This window comes from Haloferax sulfurifontis, assembly GCF_014635105.1.
GTDB lineage: Archaea > Halobacteriota > Halobacteria > Halobacteriales > Haloferacaceae > Haloferax > Haloferax denitrificans.
The window spans coordinates 573,829-591,465 of the sequence record NZ_BMCI01000003.1 but is presented as its reverse complement, the minus strand read 5'-3'; the positions used below and the strand labels follow the sequence as shown (position 1 = coordinate 591,465).

Below are 17,637 nucleotides of genomic sequence, written 5' to 3'. Positions count from 1 at the left end.
CGACTACTCGAACTGCGGAATCGCCGAGTCGCCGTCGATGTCGGGGCCGGCGGTCCCGGTCGGGCCGTCGCTCCCGGCGTCGTGAGCCTCGAAGAAGGCGACCGCGTAGGTGTACTGGAACGCCGCGAGAACCGTCTGCGTCGCTATCGAGAGGACGGCGATGGCGGCGATTTCCGTCGGCGAGAAGCCGAGGCCGGCCTGCACCGCCGCCGGGTCAGCCGCGTTCTGTGCCTGCTGGACGTTCTGTATCGTCCGAAAGACGATGAGGCCCGTCGCGGGGACGCTAACCAGAATCCCGACCACGAACCGGATGGCGGAGTAGCCGAGCGAGGGGACGACGTTGTGCCGGACGAGCCGATAGCTCTCGCCGAACGCCTCGATTGCGCCCGCGTCGCCGACGACGACCGCGACGGGGTAGAACTGGACGAGGAAGATGACGACGAGGTACGCCAGTCCGAGGAGGCCGAGGACGGCGATGCCGACGAGGAAGCCGCCGCCGAGGGCGAGGTTGGGGACGCCGCCACCGCCCGTTGCGAGGCCGCCGAGGCCGAGCGAGACGGCCATGGCGACCATGATGATGACGAACACGATACCGAAGACGAGGACGATGCCGAGTTGGACGATGTTCGCGAGGAGCATGGGGACGTACTTCTCGCGGCCGACCGCCGTGAGCGTCGACAGCGAGGTCGAGCCTCCGCCCCCGCGGTCGACCGCCTCGTCGGCCATCCCGTAGAGACCGGCGGCGACGAACGGCGTGACGAAGAACGTCACCGCCGTGAGGACGGTCGGGACGAACGGTATCTGCGCCAACTGCGTGGCGAGTTGCGGGAGCGTGACGAGGCCCAAGGCGAGGCCGCCGAGGAACAGTACCGGGTTCGACCGGATGCCTCGGAGGGCGGTCTGGAGGGAGCTAATCGCGGCCATACCTCGACCTGTCGGTGCGGTAATACGTAAAACGGGAGGGTCGAGACGCCGGCGTGGTCGGGGGCGTATCCGGGCCCGCGAGTGGGAATCAGGCCGTCGGCGTCGCCAGCCGAGCGGCGGTGGCGACCGCGCCGACCCCCGCGATGGCGGCGAGCACCGTCGGGAGCCGCCAGTCGAGCGCCGTCTGCGTGAGAAGCGCACTGCTCGCGAGCAGTAGCGCGGTTCCCACGGCGGCGAGTCGAACGTCCACAGACATACTCCGAGGGCGGTCGGTCCCGTACTTAGGACTTTCCGTCTCGGGCGTGCGTGGTAGCTCGGCGCACGCGGTCGAACGGGACCGCGACCCACTTTAGCCGGCGGGGCAAAGGGCGAGGTATGACCGAAGGCCACGCGACCGATTTGGACGACCTCCGGGTCGTCGCCGACTACCAGTTCGGGGCCGGCGCGGGCGACGCGCTGTTCCCGGCCGACGCGGACATCGAACTCTCGCGCTCGCGGAGCGGCCGCCCGCGACAGGTGTACGTCGAGGGCGACCGCGTCACCTCCTACGGCACCGACGGCCGGTTCACCCTCGGCGTCGCCGGCGGCCGCCGCCTCTACGACGACCTCGGCGGCGACGCCTACGTCGTCCGCGTCGGCGACGAGTCGGTCCCGTTCGTCCGCGACGGCAAGAACGCCTTCGCTAAGTTCGTCACCGACGCCGACCCGGCGGTCCGCTCGGGCGACGAGGTGTGCGTCGTCGGCCCCGACGGCGACCTGCTGGGCGTCGGTCGCGCGGAGCTCTCCGCGGACGCGATGCTCGACTTCGGGGCGGGGATGGCGGTTCGCGTCCGCGAGGGCGCGGACGAGGAGTGAGGTGAAGCCGGGGAACTCGGGCGGTACGTCGCTGTTGAGATTCTAGCGGGGTGAGAGAAACGGCGTGCGAGACTGAGGGGTGAGTTCAGCACTTCTTCACATTCCCAGAAGACATATATCTTACACGGGGGTCGTTGATTTGTAATGCGTGGGACATTTTTTACCACTGCTTTGGTGATTCTGGTGATTAGCAGTGGGTGTCTTGGTTCTCCACCGAATCAAGGGAGAGATAACACTGAAACTGAAGGTACTGACCCCGAGATGAATCCCCCGGTGAATAAACTGATTATCGAAGATGACTACTCCGGCAACTTCTCTGTTGTAATTATTGACCCATCTGAGGGAGCGGTATTCAACGAGAGTTACTCTGCGAACAATACCGAAGACATTGATTTGAGTGGATATTTCCCGGCGAGGGAAACGAGGACAGTAGAGATATATATCAATGACACCCGTGCTTGGAGAAAATCCATCGCGTGGTATGAGGGATATATGTTGGAAATAAACGAAGACGGGACTATTCGTGAAGGAAACGTCGAAGTTTGAGAGGCATTGACCGACTTGCGCCCGCCAGTCAGCACAGCCTAAACAAACCAGCACCGGACGAGAACTTCGACGGAGCCGCGTTTCAGAGGTACGGCGCAAGTCCGAGCGCGGAGACGAGCGGGACGCCCGCGACGACCGAGCCGACGAGGTAGCCGCCGATTGCGCCGCCGTTGAGAAGCGGCAGGCCGGCGTGCGCCCGCCCTTTCATCACGGCCCACATCAGCCCGCTGAACCCGGCGAACGTCCCGACCATGGCGAGGAGCGCCGGGAGGTTGAGCGCCGGGAGCGCGCCGAGGCCGAGCGACGGCGCTTCGGAGAAGAACGCGCCCGAGGCGACCATCACGGTCGGCATGACCGCGTCGCCGAGGCCGATGAAGAAGGCGTCTCGCTCGCCGGAATCTGACTCGTTGTCGGCCGTCTCGGCGTCAGCCACCTCCGAATCGACCGCGCCCGTCGATTCGCCCCCGTCGGTCGCGTTCCCGCCGTCGCCGACGTCGTTGGCGTCGCTGGCGAAGTCGTCGCCGAGAATCGAGTACGACAGCGTCGTCGGGATGACGAGCACGACCGGGATGCGGAGGTCCATCACGCCCTCCGCGAGGTCGAGCATGTGTTTGGTCTTGTAGACGCTGATGGCGTCGTAGACGGCGAGGACCGAGAGGAGGACGATGGCGGGCAACAGGCCGAAGCTGATGCCGAACAGGGCGGCCGCGCCCGCGCCCATGAGCGTCCCGGCGGCGTCGATGACGTACCACTCGGGGTAGACGAGAAGCGCGAGCGCGACGGCCGCCGAGAGGCCGACGGCGACGAGCGCGCTGGGAATGAGCGCGGCGAAGACGTACCACGCGAGCAGGCCGCTCGTGAAGACGATGACGAGGCGGATGAGCTGGTCGAGGTCGTACTTGAACGCCGCGAGCATGAACGCGGTCATGACGATAATCGCGCCGATGTAGAGGAGGCTGTTCGTCGGGTCGGTGGGGTCTTCGACCGTCTGGTACCCCTGTTCGAAGAACGTCGGCACGAGGGCGAGCGCACCCACCTGCACGACGAGGAAGATGAGGGCGGCGAGGGCGACCCCCCGATAGGCGCGGCGTGACATGCAGGGGCGTTCCCACCCGAGGGGTATGGGGGTTGCGCTCTGGCGTCGTCAGCGAGCGTAGAGCTTGCTCCCGACGAGCCGGGCGGGCGAGCCGTCGTCGGCCGTGACGGCGACGTAGGGACGGTCGACCGGACCGAACACGTCCACGATGCGGCCCACCGTCGACAGCGACTCGTCGAGGACCATCGTGCCGATGTCCGGCGCGTCGTCGTCGTCGAGGCGGACGATAGCGAGGCCCTGCGCCGTCCGGGAGACCGTGCCGATTCGCCGCATCAGTCGCGGAGGATTCCGACGTAGGCGGCGACCGCCTGCACGATGTCGTTTTTCGTGGCGTCGTCGGCGTTGTTCACGAGGACGCGCCCGCGGGTTTCGAACTCGCGGGAGTATCGCTTGCCCCGTTCGATGACGGCGTCGTAGCCGACCTGCTGGACGGCCTTCGCGATTTCGTCGACGGTCGGTTCTTCGACCGCCGCGGACTGGGCGACCCGCCGACCCTCGCTACGCGAGAGAGAGGCGTCGAGGTAGGCGGGGTAGATGACGTTCTCGACCATACCCGTGTGTCCGCCATCCGACGGTAATACGGTTGTGGTCTCACGGAGCCGAGCGCGTGCGGTGGAGAAACAGAGACGGCGCGGGTGTCTGTGCAGTTATCGCCGGCGCGCGAGCAGGGCGACCGCGCCGACGGCCGCGAGGCCGACGACGGCGCCGAACCCGGGCGCGTCGCTCTCGGTGGTCGATTCCGAGGACTCGGCCGTCGCGGTTGCCTCGGTGGCGTCGGTTGCAGTCGCGGCGGTCGCAGTCGCGTCCGCGACCGTGGTCGTCGCGGTCGCGGTCGAGTCCGACTCCGTCGCCGACTCGGTTTCGAGTTGCCGGTAGCGCTCGTAGGCGTCGGGGTGGACCGCTTCGAGAATCACCTCGCTCGCCTCGATTGCTCGCGGGGCGGGCTGTTGGAGCTTGTGCGCCTCGATGACGATGACGTTGCCCTCCTGCATCGCGGTCGTGCTGTTGTACGCCGGACTGCTCGGGACGGGCGCGTGGTCGGGGACGACGATGTACTCGGGGTTCATCTCGACGACGAGCTCTTCGTTAATCTGTGCGAAGCCGGTGAGGTTCGCCTCCGCCGCGCCGTTGCGCAGGCCGGCGGTCGTCATGATGTCGGAGATGAACGTGCCCGACCCGGAGGAGTAGCCGAAAAAGGAGTTGAGACCGACCGGGCGCTCCGCGCCGTCGAGGGCCTGCCGCATGTGCCGAATCGACTCGCGCATCTCGGCCGCGCGCTCGACGCCGGCCTCGCAGTTGCCGGTCATGCGGCCGACGCGCTCGGTCTTGTCGGCGACGGCGTCGAGCGACTTCCCGGACTCGAAGACGACGACCGAGATGTCCGCCGAGCGAAGCTGTTCGATGCGGTCGGGCTCGGCGTTGTACGAGGAGTTCGGGACCAACACGAGGTCGGGTTCGAGACCGATGACCGCCTCGACGTTGAGCCCGCCGGAGCCGGAGACGTTCCCCTTTTCGGCCGCGCCGTCGAGGTACGTGGCGTACTGCGAGACGCCGACGACCTCGTCGCGCGCGCCGAGTTCCCACATGGTCTGGGCGGCGCTCGGGTTGGTCGTGACGACCCGCTCGGGGTCCTCGGCGATGGTGACGTCGGTCCCCGTGGCGTCGGTGACCGTCACCGGGAACGTACACGTCGCGGTCTGGTGCGGTGCCGCTTGCCCTACCGCGGCCGCGGCCGGTGCCGGAACCCCGGCGAACACGGTCGCGAACGCGAGCAGGGCGACGACGAGTTGTCGGTTCACGGTAGTGGCCTCAGCGGCTGTTCAATAAATATTTACCTACTGAAAGCGCGGTTGTGCTCAATGAGCGTTCGAACGCGGGCGACCACGTGGTCGCTCGGTCTCTCCGGGCTCCTGCTTTTGGTCGTCGTCGCGAGCGCCGGAATCGGGGCCGTGACCATCCCGCCGCGGACCGTCGCCGCCATCCTCGCGGACGCGTTGCCCGTCCCCGTCGGCGTCTCTCTCGGCGGCGCGACGGCCCTCCCCGTCGTCGGGCCGGTTCCGACGCCGACGCTGGAGTTCGCCTCGCCGTTCGAGTTCGCCGTCCCCAGACCCGCCCGCATCATCGTGCTCTCGGTCCGCCTGCCCCGCATCCTCCTCGCGGCGCTCGTCGGCTTCGCGCTCGCCACCGCGGGAACCGTGATGCAGGGCTTCTTCCGCAACCCGATGGCCGACCCCTCCATCGTCGGCGTCTCCTCCGGGGCCGCCGTCGGCGCGGTCGCGACCATCGTGCTGTCGCTTTCGATTCCGTTCGGGATGGAGGGCGCGGCGTTCGTCAGCGCCGTCGTCACCGCCTTCGTCGTCTACCTCATCGCCACCGAGAGCGGTCGGACGCCCGTGGCGACCCTGCTTCTCGCGGGGGTCGCCGTCCAGACGTTCCTCGGCGCGGTCATCTCGTTTCTCCTCCTCCAGAGCGGCGAGAGCCTCCGGCAGGTCGTCTTCTGGCTCATGGGCCACCTCGCGGGCGCGACGTGGAGCGAGGTCGGCATGCTCGCCCTCGTCCTGCCGCTTCCCTTCGTGCTCCTCGTGGCCCACGCCCGCGACCTGAACGTCCTGCTCCTCGGCGAGGAGGACGCCCACGCTCTCGGCATCGAAGTCGAGCGGACGAAACAGCTCCTCCTCGCCACCGCGAGCGTCGTCACCGCCGCGGCCGTCTCGGTCTCCGGCGTCATCGGCTTCGTCGGCCTCGTCGTCCCCCACATGCTCCGGCTCCTCGTCGGCCCCGACCACCGGGTGTTGCTCCCGGCGTCGGCGCTGGCGGGCGCGTCGTTCCTCGTCGCCACCGACACCGTCGCCCGCTCCGGCGGCGCGGAGATTCCGGTCGGCGTCGTCACCGCGGCCGTCGGCGCGCCCTTCTTCCTCTACCTGCTCCGCACGCGGGAGGTGCGCTCGCCGTGAGCGACCGCGACCCCGCCGCCGACGCGGATTCACCGGACTCAGACCCCTTCGGCGACGCCGACCCGGCGATTCGCCTCGACGACGTGTCGGTCTCCCTCGGCGGCACCCGGATTCTCGACGCCATCTCGGTCGACGTGGGCGAAGGCACGTTCGTCGGCCTCATCGGTCCCAACGGCGCGGGGAAGACGACGCTCCTCCGGGTCCTCAACGGCGCGCTCGCACCCGACGAGGGAGCGGTCCGCGTCGCCGGCGAGGACGTCCACGCCCTGTCGTCGAAGGCGGCGAGCAGGGTCGTGGCGACGGTCCCCCAGACCACGAGCGTCACCTTCGACTTCCCCGTCCGCGACGTCGTCGAGATGGGCCGCACGCCACACCGCGGGCGCTTCGAGGGTTGGCGCGAGCGCGACGAGACCGCCGTCGAGGCCGCCATGCGCCGGACCGCCGTCGAATCGCTCGCCGAGCGCCCCGTCACGGAAGTCAGCGGCGGCGAGCGCCAGCGCGTCCTCATCGCCCGCGCGCTGGCACAGGAGACGCCCGTCCTGCTCCTCGACGAGCCGACCGCCAGCCTCGACATCAACCACCAGGTCCGCACGCTCGAACTCGTCTCCGACCTCGTCGCCGACGGGACGACCGCGGTCGCGGCCATCCACGACCTCAACCTCGCGGCCCACTACTGCGACGCGCTGGTCCTCCTGTCGGGCGGGCGCGTCCTCTCGGCGGGCGACCCCGCGGCGGTGCTCTCCGAGGAGAACCTCCGCGAGGCGTTCGACGCCGAGGCGGTCGTCTCGCGGCACCCCGTCACCGGTTCGGTGTACGTGACCGCCCTCCCACCGCCTTCGGACGACGCCAACGGCCGGGTCCACGTCGTCGGCGGGGGCGGCACCGGCGCGCGGGCGCTCCACCTGCTGTCGGCGGCCGGCTACGCGCTGTCCGCCGGCGCGCTCAACGAGGGCGACACAGACGCCGAGGCCGCCCGCGGGGTCGGCGCGGACCTCGTGACCGTGCCGCCGTACTCGCCGGTCGACGACGCCGCGCGGGCCGCGGTCGAGTCGCGGGTCGAAGCCGCCGACGTGACCGTCGTCGCCGACGTGGAGGTCGGCGGCGGCAACCTCGCCAACCTCGAAGCCGCGGCCGGGGCCGACCGCCTCGTCCTCGTCGAACAGCGACCGTTCTCGGAGCGGAACTACGCCGGCGACGACGGCTTCGCGGTCTACGAGCGCCTGCGGGAGCGCGGCCGAGTCGTCGAACCGGGCGACCTCCTGTCTGTCGTCGGCGAACTCGCCTGCGACTCGTTCCGGGAGCGCGACGGCGGACCCACCGACTCCGACGACGGTGAAGGCGGTTCCGACGACGGTGCAACCGGCCCCGAGGACCGCGAGACGCCCGCGGGCGCCGACTTCACCGACTCCACCGACCGCGAATCGACCGACTCCGACACTGTCACCGACGGCCGAGCGTCGGACTTATTTTCCAGTTAAGCTGTCGTTGCGCGGTGCTACGGGCAGTATATTCAAGCCCTGAGCGCGCGTCTAGTAGTACGATTTCTGAGAGGAACACGGCCATGAAACTCGCACTCATCGGTATCGGACAGGCTGGCGGCAAGGTAGTCGACGCCATCGTCGACTACGAGCGACGGACGAACACGGGGTTCGTCGTCGACGTAATCGCCGTCAACACGGCCCGCTCGGACCTCCGGGGGCTCCGAAACATCCCCGAGTCGCGGCAGGTGCTCGTCGGCCTGACCCGCGTCAAGGGCCACGGCGTCGGCGCGGACAACGAACTCGGCGCGGAGGTGACCGCAGAAGACGTCGGCGAGGTGCTCTCGATGGTCGACGACCTCCCGGTCCACGAGATAGACGCCTTCCTCGTCGTCGCCGGCCTCGGCGGCGGCACCGGCTCCGGCGGCGCGCCCGTCGTCGCGCGCGAACTGAAGCACATCTACACCGAGCCGGTCTACGGGCTCGGCGTCCTCCCCGCGCGGGACGAAGGCGGTATCTACACGCTCAACGCCGCGCGCTCCTTCCAGACGTTCGTCCGCGAGGTCGACAACCTCATCGTCTTCGACAACGACGCCTGGCGGAAGACCGGTGAGTCGCTCGAAGCGGGCTACGGCAGTATCAACGCCGAACTCGCCCGCCGCCTCGGCGTGCTGTTCAGCGCCGGCGAGGGCGACGGCTCCGGCGCGGTGGCGGAGTCCGTCGTGGACGCCTCCGAGATAATCAACACGCTCGCCAGCGGCGGCATCTCGACTATCGGCTACGCCTCCGTCGAACTCGACCGCCCGAAGCGCGGGCTTCTCTCCCGGCTCTCCGGCGGGGCGGCCGACGCCGAGGACGGCGGCGACTCGACGAACCGAATCACCAGCCTCGTGCGCCGCGCCGCGCTCGGCCGGCTCACGCTCCCCTGCGAGATTTCCGGCGCGGAGCGCGGCCTCGTCGTCGTCGCCGGGCCGCCGGACGTGCTCTCGCGCCGCGGCATCGAGCGCGCGCGGACGTGGCTCGAAGACGAGACCGGGACGATGGAGATTCGCGGCGGCGACTACCCCGTCGGGTCGAACTTCGTCGCCGCGGTCGTGCTCCTGTCGGGCGTCTACGACGTGCCGCGGGTGAAAGAACTGCAGGCGGTCGCCATCGAGACCCAACGCGACATGCTCGCCAAGCGCGAGTCGAGCGCGGCGTCGCTCGACGACCTCATCTCGACCGGCGACGACCGCATCGAACCGCTGTTCTGAGCCGCCTCCGCACGGTTTCTCTCACCTTCGTCCACGGGGAAGGGTCATAGTGCCGCGGTACCAACTGACGAACGATGGCCGAGTACCCGCTGAAACAACGTTTCGTGCTCGACACCTCGCTGTTTCTCTCCGAGGAGATTCGAGACGACGACGAGACGTTCGAGGAGGGAATCGAACGGCTCCTCGACACCATCGCCGCCGCGCGACTGGACCTGAACATCTCGTGTTACATGCCGCCGTCTATCGCCGCGGAGTTGGAACACATCCTGCGCGACCGCGGCGTCTCGGAGGACGTGCTCGGCAAACTCGACACGTGGGTCATCAAGAAACACCCCGACCGCTACGAGGTGTACATCCCCGCCGAGGTCGTCTACCGCTTCATCGACGAGATGTCCGACCGCGTCAACCGCGGCCTCCGGGTCTCCGAGAAGGCCGTCCGCAAGGCCGAGGAGTCGAAACAGCGCTCCAACGGCGGGTCGAAGCTCTCCGACGTGGACAAGGTCATCTCAGACCTCCGGGAGGACTACCGCGGCGCGCTCAGACAGGGCGTCCTCGACTCCCGCGAGGACTTCGACCTCCTCATCCTCGCGCGCGAACTGAACGCCGGCGTCGTCACGGAAGACACCGGCATCATCAGTTGGGCCGCCGACTTCGGCCTGCGAAACCTCCGCGGACGGGCGTTTCCGACCCTCTTAGAAGAGTACCTCATGGCGCTCGACAGCCCGCGCCCGTGGAGCAGGGGCGACGACGGCGTCGACGCCGACCGACTGTAACCCGGCTGTCACGCTCACTGCAGACTGCTACTCCATCGAGTCGAGGTCGACGTAGCTCCCCTCGAACGCCGATAGCCACTGCGTCAGTTGGTCTTCGGGCGTCGCGTCAGCCGGGTAAATCGTACACTCCTCGCGCCCGTCGGGATGGGTGGTCAGCCGCGACGCGAGCCGCGGGCGGACGGGGTGTTCGCCCCCCGAGTCCGGCGGATGCACCGGCTCCGACCCCATCAGCGGTCTCCTCCGAGGGCGACTTCGAGCCCCCGGTCGTCGTTCAGCGACACCGTGACCGACTCGACGCTCGACCGGTACTGGTGGGTGTGGGTCCCGTTGGCCCGCAGTTGAAGCGTCTCTTCGAGCAGGCTCGCCTCCGAGAGCTGTTCGACCTTCCGGTAGGTCGTCGACAGCGGGACGTTGCACGCCTCGGAGAGGTCCTGTGCGGTCATCGGCTCGGTCGCACCCTGAAGCGTGGTGAGGATTCGCCGGCACGCGCGGTCCGACAGCGCTTCCAGCACCTGTTCCGCCTCCAGTTCGGCGGGCTTCGGTCCGGTCGGCTTGCGTCTGAGGCCGGTCTGCATGCTCACCCGTAGATTCGCCCGCGTCGCCCGTCGAAGGGCACCCAGAATATGCAGGGCGCTTTATACCTCACACGAGCGGCCGCGCCCCGTTCGACGGGGGCGACGACTGGAAACGGACCACGATATAAAGGCCCGGTGTATCGGGGGTGTTTATATCAGGGGCTGGGGCGACTTCGTACTCTTATGACGAGCGCAGCGGGCATCAGAGCGGAGTTGAAAGTGACGGGGCCGGACGGCTGTCCCGTCGCGGCGGTCTCCGAGGGCGACACCTCGGGCTACGCGCTCTCGCGGAGCATGGCTCCCAACGAGCGCGGGTCGGTCGTCGAGGAGTTCGTCTTCGACGACGACACCGAGGTCCCCGAAGAGATGGAGCGGCTGTTCGAGTACGGCGACGGGAGCGTCTACCGGTTCGACCGCGAGGGCGGCGTCGGCTGTCCCTGCGAGCGCGTCGAGGCGTTCGACTGCCCGGTCGTGGACGTCCAGACGCGCGACGGCGCGCTGTTTCTGACGTTCCACGCCCCCGACATCGACACGCTCCGCGACGTGGTCGCCTCCCTCCGGGAGTCGTCGGGGTCGGTGGACGTGCGCCGACTGCTCCAGTCGTCGGTCGACGAGTCGCGGGACCTCGTGTTGGTCGAGCGGGGCCAGCTCACCGACCGCCAGCGCGAGGTGCTGGAGACGGCCCACGAGATGGGCTACTTCGACCACCCGCGGCGCGCGAACAAAGGCGAGGTCGCGACCGAACTCGGCATCACGACCTCGACGTTCTCTGAGCACCTCGCCATGGCACAGAAGAAGCTCATGGGTGCCATCCTTCAGGGGTGACGAGATGAGACGTGTCGACGGGATATCAGTCCCCCGCGAATGCAGGGTGCGCCCCCTCGGGTCCCCGCGGCGTACCACTAGTCGGTGAGAAACGATGCGCGAGTTCGACGTGACCTGTCCCGAGTGCGGCGAGCGCTACCGGGTCAACGAGCCGATGATGCGGACGCTCCGGGAGACCGGCTGTGTCCTCTGTACCGCGCCGCTGAACGACGCCCCGAAGTCCGCGTGACGCCGACGCCGGACGACCTGCCCGCGGACTGAGGTGGTCGCTCGTCCGGAACGGCGCGAGGGCAGTGCCGACGCCGCGGCCGCTGACGCTTATTCGACGACGACGACCCCGACCATGCCGAGCGTCTCGTGGGGGACACAGACGTACCTGTACTCGCCGGATTCTTCGAACGTATACTCGAAGGTGTGGCCCTCCGAGACGGTGAGCTCCGACTCGAACAGCCCGTCTTCGCGGTTGACGACGTTGTGGGTGCCGCCGTTTCCGGTCCACTCCCAGACGACCGTCGTTCCCGGCGAAACTTCTATCGCGGCCGGAGCGAACGCGTAGCCGCCGCCGTTACCGCCCGCGCCGACCGCGACCGTGACGCTGTCCTGTCCCGTCAGGTCGTGGACGCCGTCGTAGTTCCCCGTCCGGTCGAACCAGCCGCCGAAGTCCCGCATCTCGTGTTCGGCGGTGCTCTCCCCACCGGACGAGTCGCCGCCGGCCCCGCCACCGTCGCCCGCGCCGCCGGAGCCGCCGCCGGACGAACTCGAACAGCCCGCCAGGAGCGCGATACCTGTCGACGCCGCCGTTGCGTGGAGAAACGACCGCCGGGAAACCCGTTGCGTCATTAGCTGGCGCTAGTGAGTGGCCGAACAAGTCGAAAGCTTCGATTCCCACGCGCTGAAAACGGGCGAAACGAGCGTGGCCGTCCCGCCCGAAGGCGACGGCATGGACGACGACGACCCGAGGCGACGACCGCGGATCGACGGCACCCGCCAGTGGGAAGTGTTCTACCGCGACACGCCGACCGAGCCGATGCGCCACGTCGGGAGCGTCACCGCCCCCTCCGAGGACCTCGCGACCGAGCAGGCGCGGACGCTGTTCGGCGACGGCGGCGACGGCGACGGCGACGCGGACCTCTGGCTCGCGCCGGCCGACGAGTTCCTCCGACTCGGCGGCAACGACCTCGCGGCGAAAGGCGAGGAGTCGACCGACGGGACGGAACACGGCGGGATGGAGCACGACGGCGCGGGAGACGCCCGCGGTGTCGAAAACGGGGTGTCCGTCGAGTGATTTCCATCAGCAAGCTCCTGTGCGGACAGGGAGCCGAGGGCGACGGGCTCCGCTACGACGACCCCGACGCGGACATCGAACAGATACGCGAGGAGAAACAGAAGCGCCCGGTCGTGGTCTGGAACACGACGCGGCGCTGTAACCTCTACTGCGAACACTGTTACGCCGGGGCCGACCTCGACCCCGCGCAGGGCGAACTGTCGACCTCCGAGGCGAAGGGCCTCATCGACGGCCTCGCGGCCTACAACGTGCCCGTGCTCCTGTTTTCGGGCGGCGAGCCGCTCGTCCGCGAAGACCTCGTCGAACTCGTCGACTACGCCACCGACGCCGGCATCCGGGCGGTGCTTTCGACCAACGGGACGCTCATCACCGAGGAGAAGGCGCGGGCGCTCCGCGACGCGGGGCTCTCGTATGCGGGCGTCTCAGTCGACGGGTTAGAGGAGCGCAACGACCGCTTCCGCGGGAAAGACGGCGCGTTCGACGCCGCCGTCCGCGGCATCGAAAACTGCCTGTCGGTGGGCCTCAAGACCGGCCTCCGGTACACCATCACCGAGCACAACGCCGCCGACATGGAGGACGTGGTGGACCTGCTGTACGACGTGGGCGTCGACCGCTTCTGTTTCTACCACCTCGACTACGGCGGCCGCGGCGGCGACATCGCCGACGCCGACCTCGACGACGAGGCCCAGCGCCGCGCCGTCCGCCGGCTGTTCGACATGACCCGCGAGTACCACGCCGAGGGCGAGGAGATAGAGACGCTTCTGGTCGGCAACTACGCCGACTCCGCCTACGTGGTCGAGTACGCCCGCGACGAACTCGACGCCGACCACGCCGAGCGGATTCACCGGTATCTCCGCGTCAACGGCGGCGACCCGACCGGCGAGCGCGTCGCCGACGTGGACTACCGCGGCGACGTGCACCTGACGCAGTTCTGGCAGGGCTACAGCCTCGGCAACGTCCGGGACCGCCCGTTCGGCGACATCTGGGACGACGAGTCGAACCCGCTTCTCGCCAAGCTCCGCGAGCGGGAAGAGCATCTGACCGGCAAGTGTGCTTCGTGCCAGTATCGGGACGTCTGCCGCGGCTCCTCGCGGCTTCGGTCGCTCGCGGCGACGGGCGAACTGTTCGGCCCCGACCCGCAGTGTTACCTGACGGCCGACGAGCGCGGCGCGGGTGCCGACGCGAGTCCGGGCGCGGCCGACTGAAGTTCCCTTTCACCCGCTGGGAACGCACCCTACGCTTATTTTTCGGCGAGTCCAACCGCGGCTATGGAAACCAAACGAGGAGTCCCGAACATCCTCGGGAACGGGCTCGTCGGCGTCGGTCTCGTCATCTTCGCCGTCGCGGTCGCGGACGCGGTCGGCGTCGTGGACGCGCGATTCTCGCCGGGCGTCTACCTGATTTTCGTGGCGATTAGCTTCGTCCTCGCGTGGCTGTTGCGGTCTTTGACGTAGGGCGCATCGAAAAGAAATCGAGAGAATACGGAACGCCGAGCGCGGGCCGTGTATGCCGCCTATTCGGCCGCGCCCGCGGCCGCCCGCTTCTCCTCGCGTTCGAGCTCTTCGAGGTAGTCGTCGGCGTCGAGGGCGGCCTTCACGCCCATGCCGCCGGCGGTCGCGGCCTGCTGGTAGTGGTAGTCGACCACGTCACCCGCGGCGAAGATGCCGGGCACGTCGGTCGCGGTCTGGCCGCCGCCGGAGCCGCCCTTCGCGATGATGTAGCCGTCGTCGTCGCGCTGGACGCCCGTGCCGTCGAGGTAGTCGGCGTTCGGCGTGTGGCCGATGGCGTAGAACACCGCGCCCACGTCGAAGTCGAACTCCTCGGTCTCGGGGTCGTCGAGCTTGTCGCTCGGGTGGCCCTCGGGGTTGCGGACGAGTGTCACGTGGTCGACGCCCTCCTCGGGCGAGCCGTGAAGCTCCGTCGCCTCGGTGTTGAGCATGAGTTCGATTTCGCCCTCGTCGACCTTCTCCATCAGGCGGTCGACCCAGTAGTCCTCGGCGCGGAACTCCTCGCGGCGGTGGACGAGGTACACCGTCGAGGCGAACTTGGTGAGGAAGTTGGCCTCCTCGACGGCGGCGTCGCCCCCGCCGATGACCATGATCTTCTCGTCGCGGAAGAACGCGCCGTCGCAGGTCGCACACGTCGAGAGGCCGTAGCCCATCAGGTTCTCCTCGCCGGGGATGCCGAGGGTGCGGGCCGACGCGCCCGACGCCGCGATGATGGCGTCCGCGGTGTACACGTCGCCGTTCTTGAGCGTGACCGTGAACGGGCGCTCGGAGGCGTCGACGTCCTCGATGATGCCGTGGCGAATCTCCGTGCCGAAGCGCTCTGCCTGCTCTTTCATGTTGTTGATGAGCTCCGGCCCGGAGATGCCCTCGGGGAAGCCGGGGTAGTTGTCCACCTCGGTCGTGAGCGTGAGCTGTCCGCCCGGCTCGTCGCCCTCCAGCACCAGCGGCTCGTTGTTGGACCGGGCCGCGTAGATGGCCGACGAGAGTCCGGAGATGCCCGAGCCGGCGATGATGAGTTTCCTGTGTTCCACGAACGAATCGGCGTCCTCTGTCATGTGCGATAGTTCGCTACACCGGCGTCTTAAGGTTTCGCTGTATTGCGAGGAGTGCTACACCACCGCCACGACAACGCATGCCACGGCGCTCGCGGCCCGCGGAGCGAAAGACCGGTATCCGTCGCCGACGCATCACTCCGCATGGCCGCCGACCTACGGGAGAAGACGAACCGCTACGAGGGGATGCTCGCCGACGCGCTCGACGAGGCGGTGCAGGCCGTCCCCGACGAGACGCCGCTCGGCGACGCCGCCGCCGACTGTCTGGAGATGGCCGAGTCATACCTCGACGACGGCCGACACTTCAAGGAGGCAGACGACTGGGTGAACGCGCTGGCGTCGTTTTCGTACGGCTACGGCTGGCTCGACGCGGGCGTCAGGATGGGGCTGTTCGACGTGCCCGACGACTCGCACCTGTTTACGATGTGACCGGCGTCGTACCTGTTCGCCGTGTGACTGATTTTTCTCCGACGGGCGCGTACGACACGCGAACAGATGTCCCCGACCGTCGTCGCCGCCGTCACTGCCGCCATCGCCCCCGCCGCCGCTCGCGTTTCGGACGCACAGCGAACGCTCGAACAGCGGTTCGCCAACCCGTTTCTGCGTCGCGTGCTCCGCTCGCCGCTCCGCCGACTCGCCAGTCGCTGGTTCGTGCTCGTCTCCTACGTCGGCCCCAAGAGCGGCCGACGGTACACGTTCCCCGTCGCCTACGCCGTCGCGGGCGGCGGCATCGTCGCCGTCACGCCGAAGGCGGAGAGCAACTGGTGGAAGAACTTCCGCCGGCCGATGGCGTGCCGCCTGTGGTACCGCGGCCAGCGACGCGAGGCGACCGGCGAGGTCGTCACGGGCGAGTTCGCCGTGGATCTCCTCGACCGCTACGCCGCGGCCCACGGCCTGTTGGCTCGCGAACTCGGACTTTCGGAGAACGGCGGCGGTCGCACCGGGGTCGACGAGACGGCGCGAGACGACTTCGCGGTCGTGCTGTTTCGGTTCGACTGACTCTCGAACTACTCGAACCGGAACGTCGCGCCGTCGGGGCCGTCTTCGACGTCGACGCCGAGCGCCGTCAGGTCGTCGCGCAGGTCGTCGGCGCGCTCGTAGTTGCCGGCCTCGCGCTCGGCCTCGCGGACGTCCAAGACGAGTTGGACGAGGTCCTCGGCGACCGACACGTCGCCGCCCTCGCCCGCGTCGCCGAACGAGAGGCCGAACACCTCGCCGCCGAGGTCCTCGAACGCCTCGACTGCGCGCCGGAGCGCGCGGTAGTCGTACTCGTCGGCGTCGGCGACGTGGCGGTTGACCGCGCCGGCGAGGCCGAGCAGTTCGGCCATCGCCTCGCGGACGTTGAAGTCGTCGTTCATCGCCTCGCGGAAGTTCTCGCGGGTCGCGGTCACCGTCTCGCGGAGAGCCTCGGCCTCGACTTTCGTCCGGGCGTCGGGGCTGTCGACCGCGTCGACGGCCGACTCGTAGGCGCGTTCGAGGCGCTCCCAGCGCTCCTCGGCCTCGGCGATGGTCTCCTCGGAGTACGTCTGCTCGGAGCCGTAGGCCGTCGAGAGGTAGAACGTCCGAATCACGTCCGCGCCGAACTCGTCGAGCGCGTCGCCGACGGTGAAGAAGTTGCCGAGGCTCGAACTCATCTTGTCGCCCTCCGTCTGGAGCAGGCCGACGTGGAGCCAGTAGCGAGCGAACTGCTGGCCGGTCGCCGCCTCCGACTGGGCGATTTCGTTCTCGTGGTGCGGGAACACGAGGTCGCGGCCGCCGACGTGGATGTCGAGGGTGTCGCCGAGGTGCGTCATCGACATCGCCGAGCACTCGATGTGCCAGCCGGGGCGGCCCTCGCCCCACGGCGACTCCCACGTCTCGCCGCACGGCTCGTGGAGCGGTTCGAGGTCGGGGTTCCGGTGTTCGGCGGCCGTCTTGGGGTCGACCGCGCCGGCCTTCCAGAGCGCGAAGTCGGTCGGGTTGCGCTTCTCGGAGCGCTCGTCTTTCGTCGCCCGCGACTCCAGTTCTTCGAGCTTCTGGTTCGAGAGCTTCCCGTAGTCGTCGAACGTGGAGACGTCGAAGTAGACAGAGCCGTTGGACTCGTAGGCGTGGCCGCGGTCGACGAGCGTCCGAATGAGGTCGATAATCTCGGGGATGTGCTCGGAGACGCGCGGATAGACCTCGGCGCGCTTCAGATTCAGCCCGCGCATGTCGCGAATCACGTCGCCGACGAAGTGCTCGGCGACGCCCGCCTCGTCGTCGCCGAGGTCGTCCTCGCCGATGCGGGCGGCTATCTTCTCGTTCACGTCGGTGAAGTTCTCGACGTGGCGCACGTCGTAGCCCTCGTAGGCCAGCCAGCGGTGCATCAGGTCGGCGTGCATCCACAGGCGGGCGTGGCCGAGGTGCGCGTGGTCCGAGACCGTCAGTCCGCAGACGTAGAGCAACACTTCGTCGCCGTGCGACTCGAACTCCTCGCGCTCTCCCGTCAGGGTGTTGGTCACGGACAGGGTCATCGGACTCGGCTACTCCCGGCA

Annotated in this window: 24 protein-coding genes; 13 read left to right on the top strand and 11 right to left on the bottom strand. The window is 68.5% G+C overall.

Going from position 1 to position 17,637, the window contains the following annotated elements; translation table 11 throughout:
- Positions 1–3 precede the first annotated feature (3 nt).
- Positions 4–924 carry a DUF7847 domain-containing protein gene (locus tag IEV64_RS11395; protein ID WP_007273429.1) on the bottom strand — a complete coding sequence of 307 codons (921 nt, stop codon included), beginning with the start codon at positions 922–924 and terminating at the stop codon, positions 4–6.
- Between the two features lie 88 nt (positions 925–1,012).
- Entirely contained in the window at positions 1,013–1,180 is a 168-nt protein-coding gene (locus IEV64_RS11390) for a hypothetical protein (RefSeq protein WP_167321005.1), read from the bottom strand.
- A gap of 119 nt (positions 1,181–1,299) precedes the next feature.
- Here IEV64_RS11390 and IEV64_RS11385 point away from each other — a divergent pair, with 119 nt between their 5' ends.
- Together IEV64_RS11385 and IEV64_RS11380 are read left to right on the top strand one after the other, a co-directional pair.
- Entirely contained in the window at positions 1,300–1,779 is a 480-nt protein-coding gene (locus IEV64_RS11385) for a PUA domain-containing protein (protein WP_188423906.1), read from the top strand.
- A 144-nt stretch (positions 1,780–1,923) separates the two neighbouring features.
- Entirely contained in the window at positions 1,924–2,325 is a 402-nt protein-coding gene (locus IEV64_RS11380) for a hypothetical protein (RefSeq protein ID WP_188423905.1), read from the top strand.
- A gap of 82 nt (positions 2,326–2,407) precedes the next feature.
- Here the strand turns inward: IEV64_RS11380 and IEV64_RS11375 are convergent, their stop codons facing one another.
- From IEV64_RS11375 to IEV64_RS11360, 4 genes are all read right to left on the bottom strand, one after another.
- Positions 2,408–3,421: a presenilin family intramembrane aspartyl protease PSH gene (locus IEV64_RS11375; RefSeq protein ID WP_188423904.1), complete on the bottom strand. Its 1,014-nt coding sequence runs from the start codon at positions 3,419–3,421 to the stop codon at positions 2,408–2,410.
- Positions 3,422–3,469: 48 nt separating this feature from the next.
- Positions 3,470–3,694: an H/ACA ribonucleoprotein complex subunit GAR1 gene (locus IEV64_RS11370; protein WP_007273433.1), complete on the bottom strand. Its 225-nt coding sequence runs from the start codon at positions 3,692–3,694 to the stop codon at positions 3,470–3,472.
- Positions 3,694–3,972, bottom strand: coding sequence for a signal recognition particle subunit SRP19 (srp19, locus tag IEV64_RS11365; protein WP_007273434.1), 279 nt, complete (start codon positions 3,970–3,972; stop codon positions 3,694–3,696). Before srp19 ends, IEV64_RS11370 begins: the two co-directional genes overlap by 1 nt.
- A gap of 96 nt (positions 3,973–4,068) precedes the next feature.
- Entirely contained in the window at positions 4,069–5,220 is a 1,152-nt protein-coding gene (locus tag IEV64_RS11360) for a PGF-CTERM-anchored ABC transporter substrate-binding protein (RefSeq protein ID WP_007273435.1), read from the bottom strand.
- 60 nt (positions 5,221–5,280) lie between these two features.
- Between IEV64_RS11360 and btuC the strand changes: the two genes are divergently transcribed.
- The 4 genes from btuC (at position 5,281) to IEV64_RS11340 (ending at position 9,879) form a co-directional block, all read left to right on the top strand.
- Complete coding sequence (btuC, locus tag IEV64_RS11355; RefSeq protein WP_007273436.1) at positions 5,281–6,375, top strand: vitamin B12 ABC transporter permease BtuC; 1,095 nt, start codon at positions 5,281–5,283, stop codon at positions 6,373–6,375.
- Positions 6,372–7,853, top strand: coding sequence for a heme ABC transporter ATP-binding protein (locus IEV64_RS11350; protein ID WP_188423903.1), 1,482 nt, complete (start codon positions 6,372–6,374; stop codon positions 7,851–7,853). Before btuC ends, IEV64_RS11350 begins: the two co-directional genes overlap by 4 nt.
- An 83-nt stretch (positions 7,854–7,936) precedes the next feature.
- Positions 7,937–9,106, top strand: a complete 1,170-nt coding sequence (gene cetZ3, locus IEV64_RS11345; protein WP_188423902.1) for a tubulin-like protein CetZ3 — start codon at positions 7,937–7,939, stop codon at positions 9,104–9,106.
- A gap of 74 nt (positions 9,107–9,180) precedes the next feature.
- Entirely contained in the window at positions 9,181–9,879 is a 699-nt protein-coding gene (locus tag IEV64_RS11340) for an RNA ligase partner protein (RefSeq protein ID WP_007273438.1), read from the top strand.
- 27 nt (positions 9,880–9,906) lie between these two features.
- Here the strand turns inward: IEV64_RS11340 and IEV64_RS11335 are convergent, their stop codons facing one another.
- Together IEV64_RS11335 and IEV64_RS11330 are read right to left on the bottom strand one after the other, a co-directional pair.
- Complete coding sequence (locus IEV64_RS11335; protein ID WP_007273439.1) at positions 9,907–10,107, bottom strand: DUF7511 domain-containing protein; 201 nt, start codon at positions 10,105–10,107, stop codon at positions 9,907–9,909.
- Positions 10,107–10,454 carry a winged helix-turn-helix domain-containing protein gene (locus IEV64_RS11330; protein WP_007273440.1) on the bottom strand — a complete coding sequence of 116 codons (348 nt, stop codon included), beginning with the start codon at positions 10,452–10,454 and terminating at the stop codon, positions 10,107–10,109. The genes IEV64_RS11335 and IEV64_RS11330 overlap by 1 nt, the downstream gene beginning before the upstream one ends.
- A gap of 183 nt (positions 10,455–10,637) precedes the next feature.
- Between IEV64_RS11330 and IEV64_RS11325 the strand changes: the two genes are divergently transcribed.
- Positions 10,638–11,279 carry a helix-turn-helix domain-containing protein gene (locus IEV64_RS11325; protein ID WP_188423901.1) on the top strand — a complete coding sequence of 214 codons (642 nt, stop codon included), beginning with the start codon at positions 10,638–10,640 and terminating at the stop codon, positions 11,277–11,279.
- A 94-nt stretch (positions 11,280–11,373) separates the two neighbouring features.
- Positions 11,374–11,508: a DUF7560 family zinc ribbon protein gene (locus IEV64_RS19975; protein ID WP_004970899.1), complete on the top strand. Its 135-nt coding sequence runs from the start codon at positions 11,374–11,376 to the stop codon at positions 11,506–11,508.
- Positions 11,509–11,597: 89 nt separating this feature from the next.
- On the opposite strand, the gene IEV64_RS11320 is transcribed toward IEV64_RS19975, so the two are convergent.
- Entirely contained in the window at positions 11,598–12,119 is a 522-nt protein-coding gene (locus tag IEV64_RS11320) for a halocyanin domain-containing protein (RefSeq protein WP_007273442.1), read from the bottom strand.
- A gap of 73 nt (positions 12,120–12,192) precedes the next feature.
- Here IEV64_RS11320 and IEV64_RS11315 point away from each other — a divergent pair, with 73 nt between their 5' ends.
- The 3 genes from IEV64_RS11315 (at position 12,193) to IEV64_RS11305 (ending at position 14,018) form a co-directional block, all read left to right on the top strand.
- Positions 12,193–12,564 (top strand): Htur_1727 family rSAM-partnered candidate RiPP, encoded by a 372-nt coding sequence (locus IEV64_RS11315; protein WP_188423927.1) that lies wholly within the window; start codon positions 12,193–12,195, stop codon positions 12,562–12,564.
- On the top strand, positions 12,561–13,769 hold the full coding sequence (locus IEV64_RS11310; RefSeq protein WP_188423900.1) for a TIGR04347 family pseudo-SAM/SPASM protein: 1,209 nt from the start codon (positions 12,561–12,563) through the stop codon (positions 13,767–13,769). Before IEV64_RS11315 ends, IEV64_RS11310 begins: the two co-directional genes overlap by 4 nt.
- A 63-nt stretch (positions 13,770–13,832) precedes the next feature.
- Positions 13,833–14,018, top strand: a complete 186-nt coding sequence (locus IEV64_RS11305; RefSeq protein ID WP_004043815.1) for a hypothetical protein — start codon at positions 13,833–13,835, stop codon at positions 14,016–14,018.
- Between the two features lie 59 nt (positions 14,019–14,077).
- Here IEV64_RS11305 and IEV64_RS11300 read toward each other — a convergent pair whose 3' ends face one another.
- On the bottom strand, positions 14,078–15,127 hold the full coding sequence (locus tag IEV64_RS11300; protein ID WP_148413324.1) for an NAD(P)/FAD-dependent oxidoreductase: 1,050 nt from the start codon (positions 15,125–15,127) through the stop codon (positions 14,078–14,080).
- A gap of 141 nt (positions 15,128–15,268) precedes the next feature.
- On the opposite strand from IEV64_RS11300, the gene IEV64_RS11295 reads away from it, so the two are divergent.
- Both IEV64_RS11295 and IEV64_RS11290 read left to right on the top strand, forming a co-directional pair.
- Positions 15,269–15,553, top strand: coding sequence for a DUF357 domain-containing protein (locus IEV64_RS11295; protein ID WP_188423899.1), 285 nt, complete (start codon positions 15,269–15,271; stop codon positions 15,551–15,553).
- A 66-nt stretch (positions 15,554–15,619) separates the two neighbouring features.
- Complete coding sequence (locus IEV64_RS11290) at positions 15,620–16,123, top strand: hypothetical protein (protein ID WP_188423898.1); 504 nt, start codon at positions 15,620–15,622, stop codon at positions 16,121–16,123.
- 8 nt (positions 16,124–16,131) lie between these two features.
- On the opposite strand, the gene cysS is transcribed toward IEV64_RS11290, so the two are convergent.
- Positions 16,132–17,616, bottom strand: a complete 1,485-nt coding sequence (gene cysS / locus IEV64_RS11285) for a cysteine--tRNA ligase (RefSeq protein WP_007273448.1) — start codon at positions 17,614–17,616, stop codon at positions 16,132–16,134.
- Positions 17,617–17,637 lie beyond the last annotated feature (21 nt).

Bases quoted from the DNA above. Each gene is read 5' to 3' on its own strand.
- cetZ3 (WP_188423902.1), top strand. From the start codon at position 7,937: ATGAAACTCGCACTCATCGGTATCGGACAGGCTGGCGGCAAGGTAGTC.
- IEV64_RS11295 (WP_188423899.1), top strand. From the start codon at position 15,269: ATGGCCGCCGACCTACGGGAGAAGACGAACCGCTACGAGGGGATGCTC.
- IEV64_RS19975 (WP_004970899.1), top strand. From the start codon at position 11,374: ATGCGCGAGTTCGACGTGACCTGTCCCGAGTGCGGCGAGCGCTACCGG.
- btuC (WP_007273436.1), top strand. From the start codon at position 5,281: ATGAGCGTTCGAACGCGGGCGACCACGTGGTCGCTCGGTCTCTCCGGG.
- IEV64_RS11330 (WP_007273440.1), bottom strand. From the start codon at position 10,454: ATGCAGACCGGCCTCAGACGCAAGCCGACCGGACCGAAGCCCGCCGAA.
- cysS (WP_007273448.1), bottom strand. From the start codon at position 17,616: ATGACCCTGTCCGTGACCAACACCCTGACGGGAGAGCGCGAGGAGTTC.
- IEV64_RS11395 (WP_007273429.1), bottom strand. From the start codon at position 924: ATGGCCGCGATTAGCTCCCTCCAGACCGCCCTCCGAGGCATCCGGTCG.
- IEV64_RS11300 (WP_148413324.1), bottom strand. From the start codon at position 15,127: ATGACAGAGGACGCCGATTCGTTCGTGGAACACAGGAAACTCATCATC.
- IEV64_RS11305 (WP_004043815.1), top strand. From the start codon at position 13,833: ATGGAAACCAAACGAGGAGTCCCGAACATCCTCGGGAACGGGCTCGTC.
- IEV64_RS11370 (WP_007273433.1), bottom strand. From the start codon at position 3,694: ATGCGGCGAATCGGCACGGTCTCCCGGACGGCGCAGGGCCTCGCTATC.
- IEV64_RS11290 (WP_188423898.1), top strand. From the start codon at position 15,620: ATGTCCCCGACCGTCGTCGCCGCCGTCACTGCCGCCATCGCCCCCGCC.
- srp19 (WP_007273434.1), bottom strand. From the start codon at position 3,972: ATGGTCGAGAACGTCATCTACCCCGCCTACCTCGACGCCTCTCTCTCG.
- IEV64_RS11340 (WP_007273438.1), top strand. From the start codon at position 9,181: ATGGCCGAGTACCCGCTGAAACAACGTTTCGTGCTCGACACCTCGCTG.
- IEV64_RS11375 (WP_188423904.1), bottom strand. From the start codon at position 3,421: ATGTCACGCCGCGCCTATCGGGGGGTCGCCCTCGCCGCCCTCATCTTC.
- IEV64_RS11335 (WP_007273439.1), bottom strand. From the start codon at position 10,107: ATGGGGTCGGAGCCGGTGCATCCGCCGGACTCGGGGGGCGAACACCCC.
- IEV64_RS11390 (WP_167321005.1), bottom strand. From the start codon at position 1,180: ATGTCTGTGGACGTTCGACTCGCCGCCGTGGGAACCGCGCTACTGCTC.
- IEV64_RS11325 (WP_188423901.1), top strand. From the start codon at position 10,638: ATGACGAGCGCAGCGGGCATCAGAGCGGAGTTGAAAGTGACGGGGCCG.
- IEV64_RS11380 (WP_188423905.1), top strand. From the start codon at position 1,924: ATGCGTGGGACATTTTTTACCACTGCTTTGGTGATTCTGGTGATTAGC.
- IEV64_RS11320 (WP_007273442.1), bottom strand. From the start codon at position 12,119: ATGACGCAACGGGTTTCCCGGCGGTCGTTTCTCCACGCAACGGCGGCG.
- IEV64_RS11385 (WP_188423906.1), top strand. From the start codon at position 1,300: ATGACCGAAGGCCACGCGACCGATTTGGACGACCTCCGGGTCGTCGCC.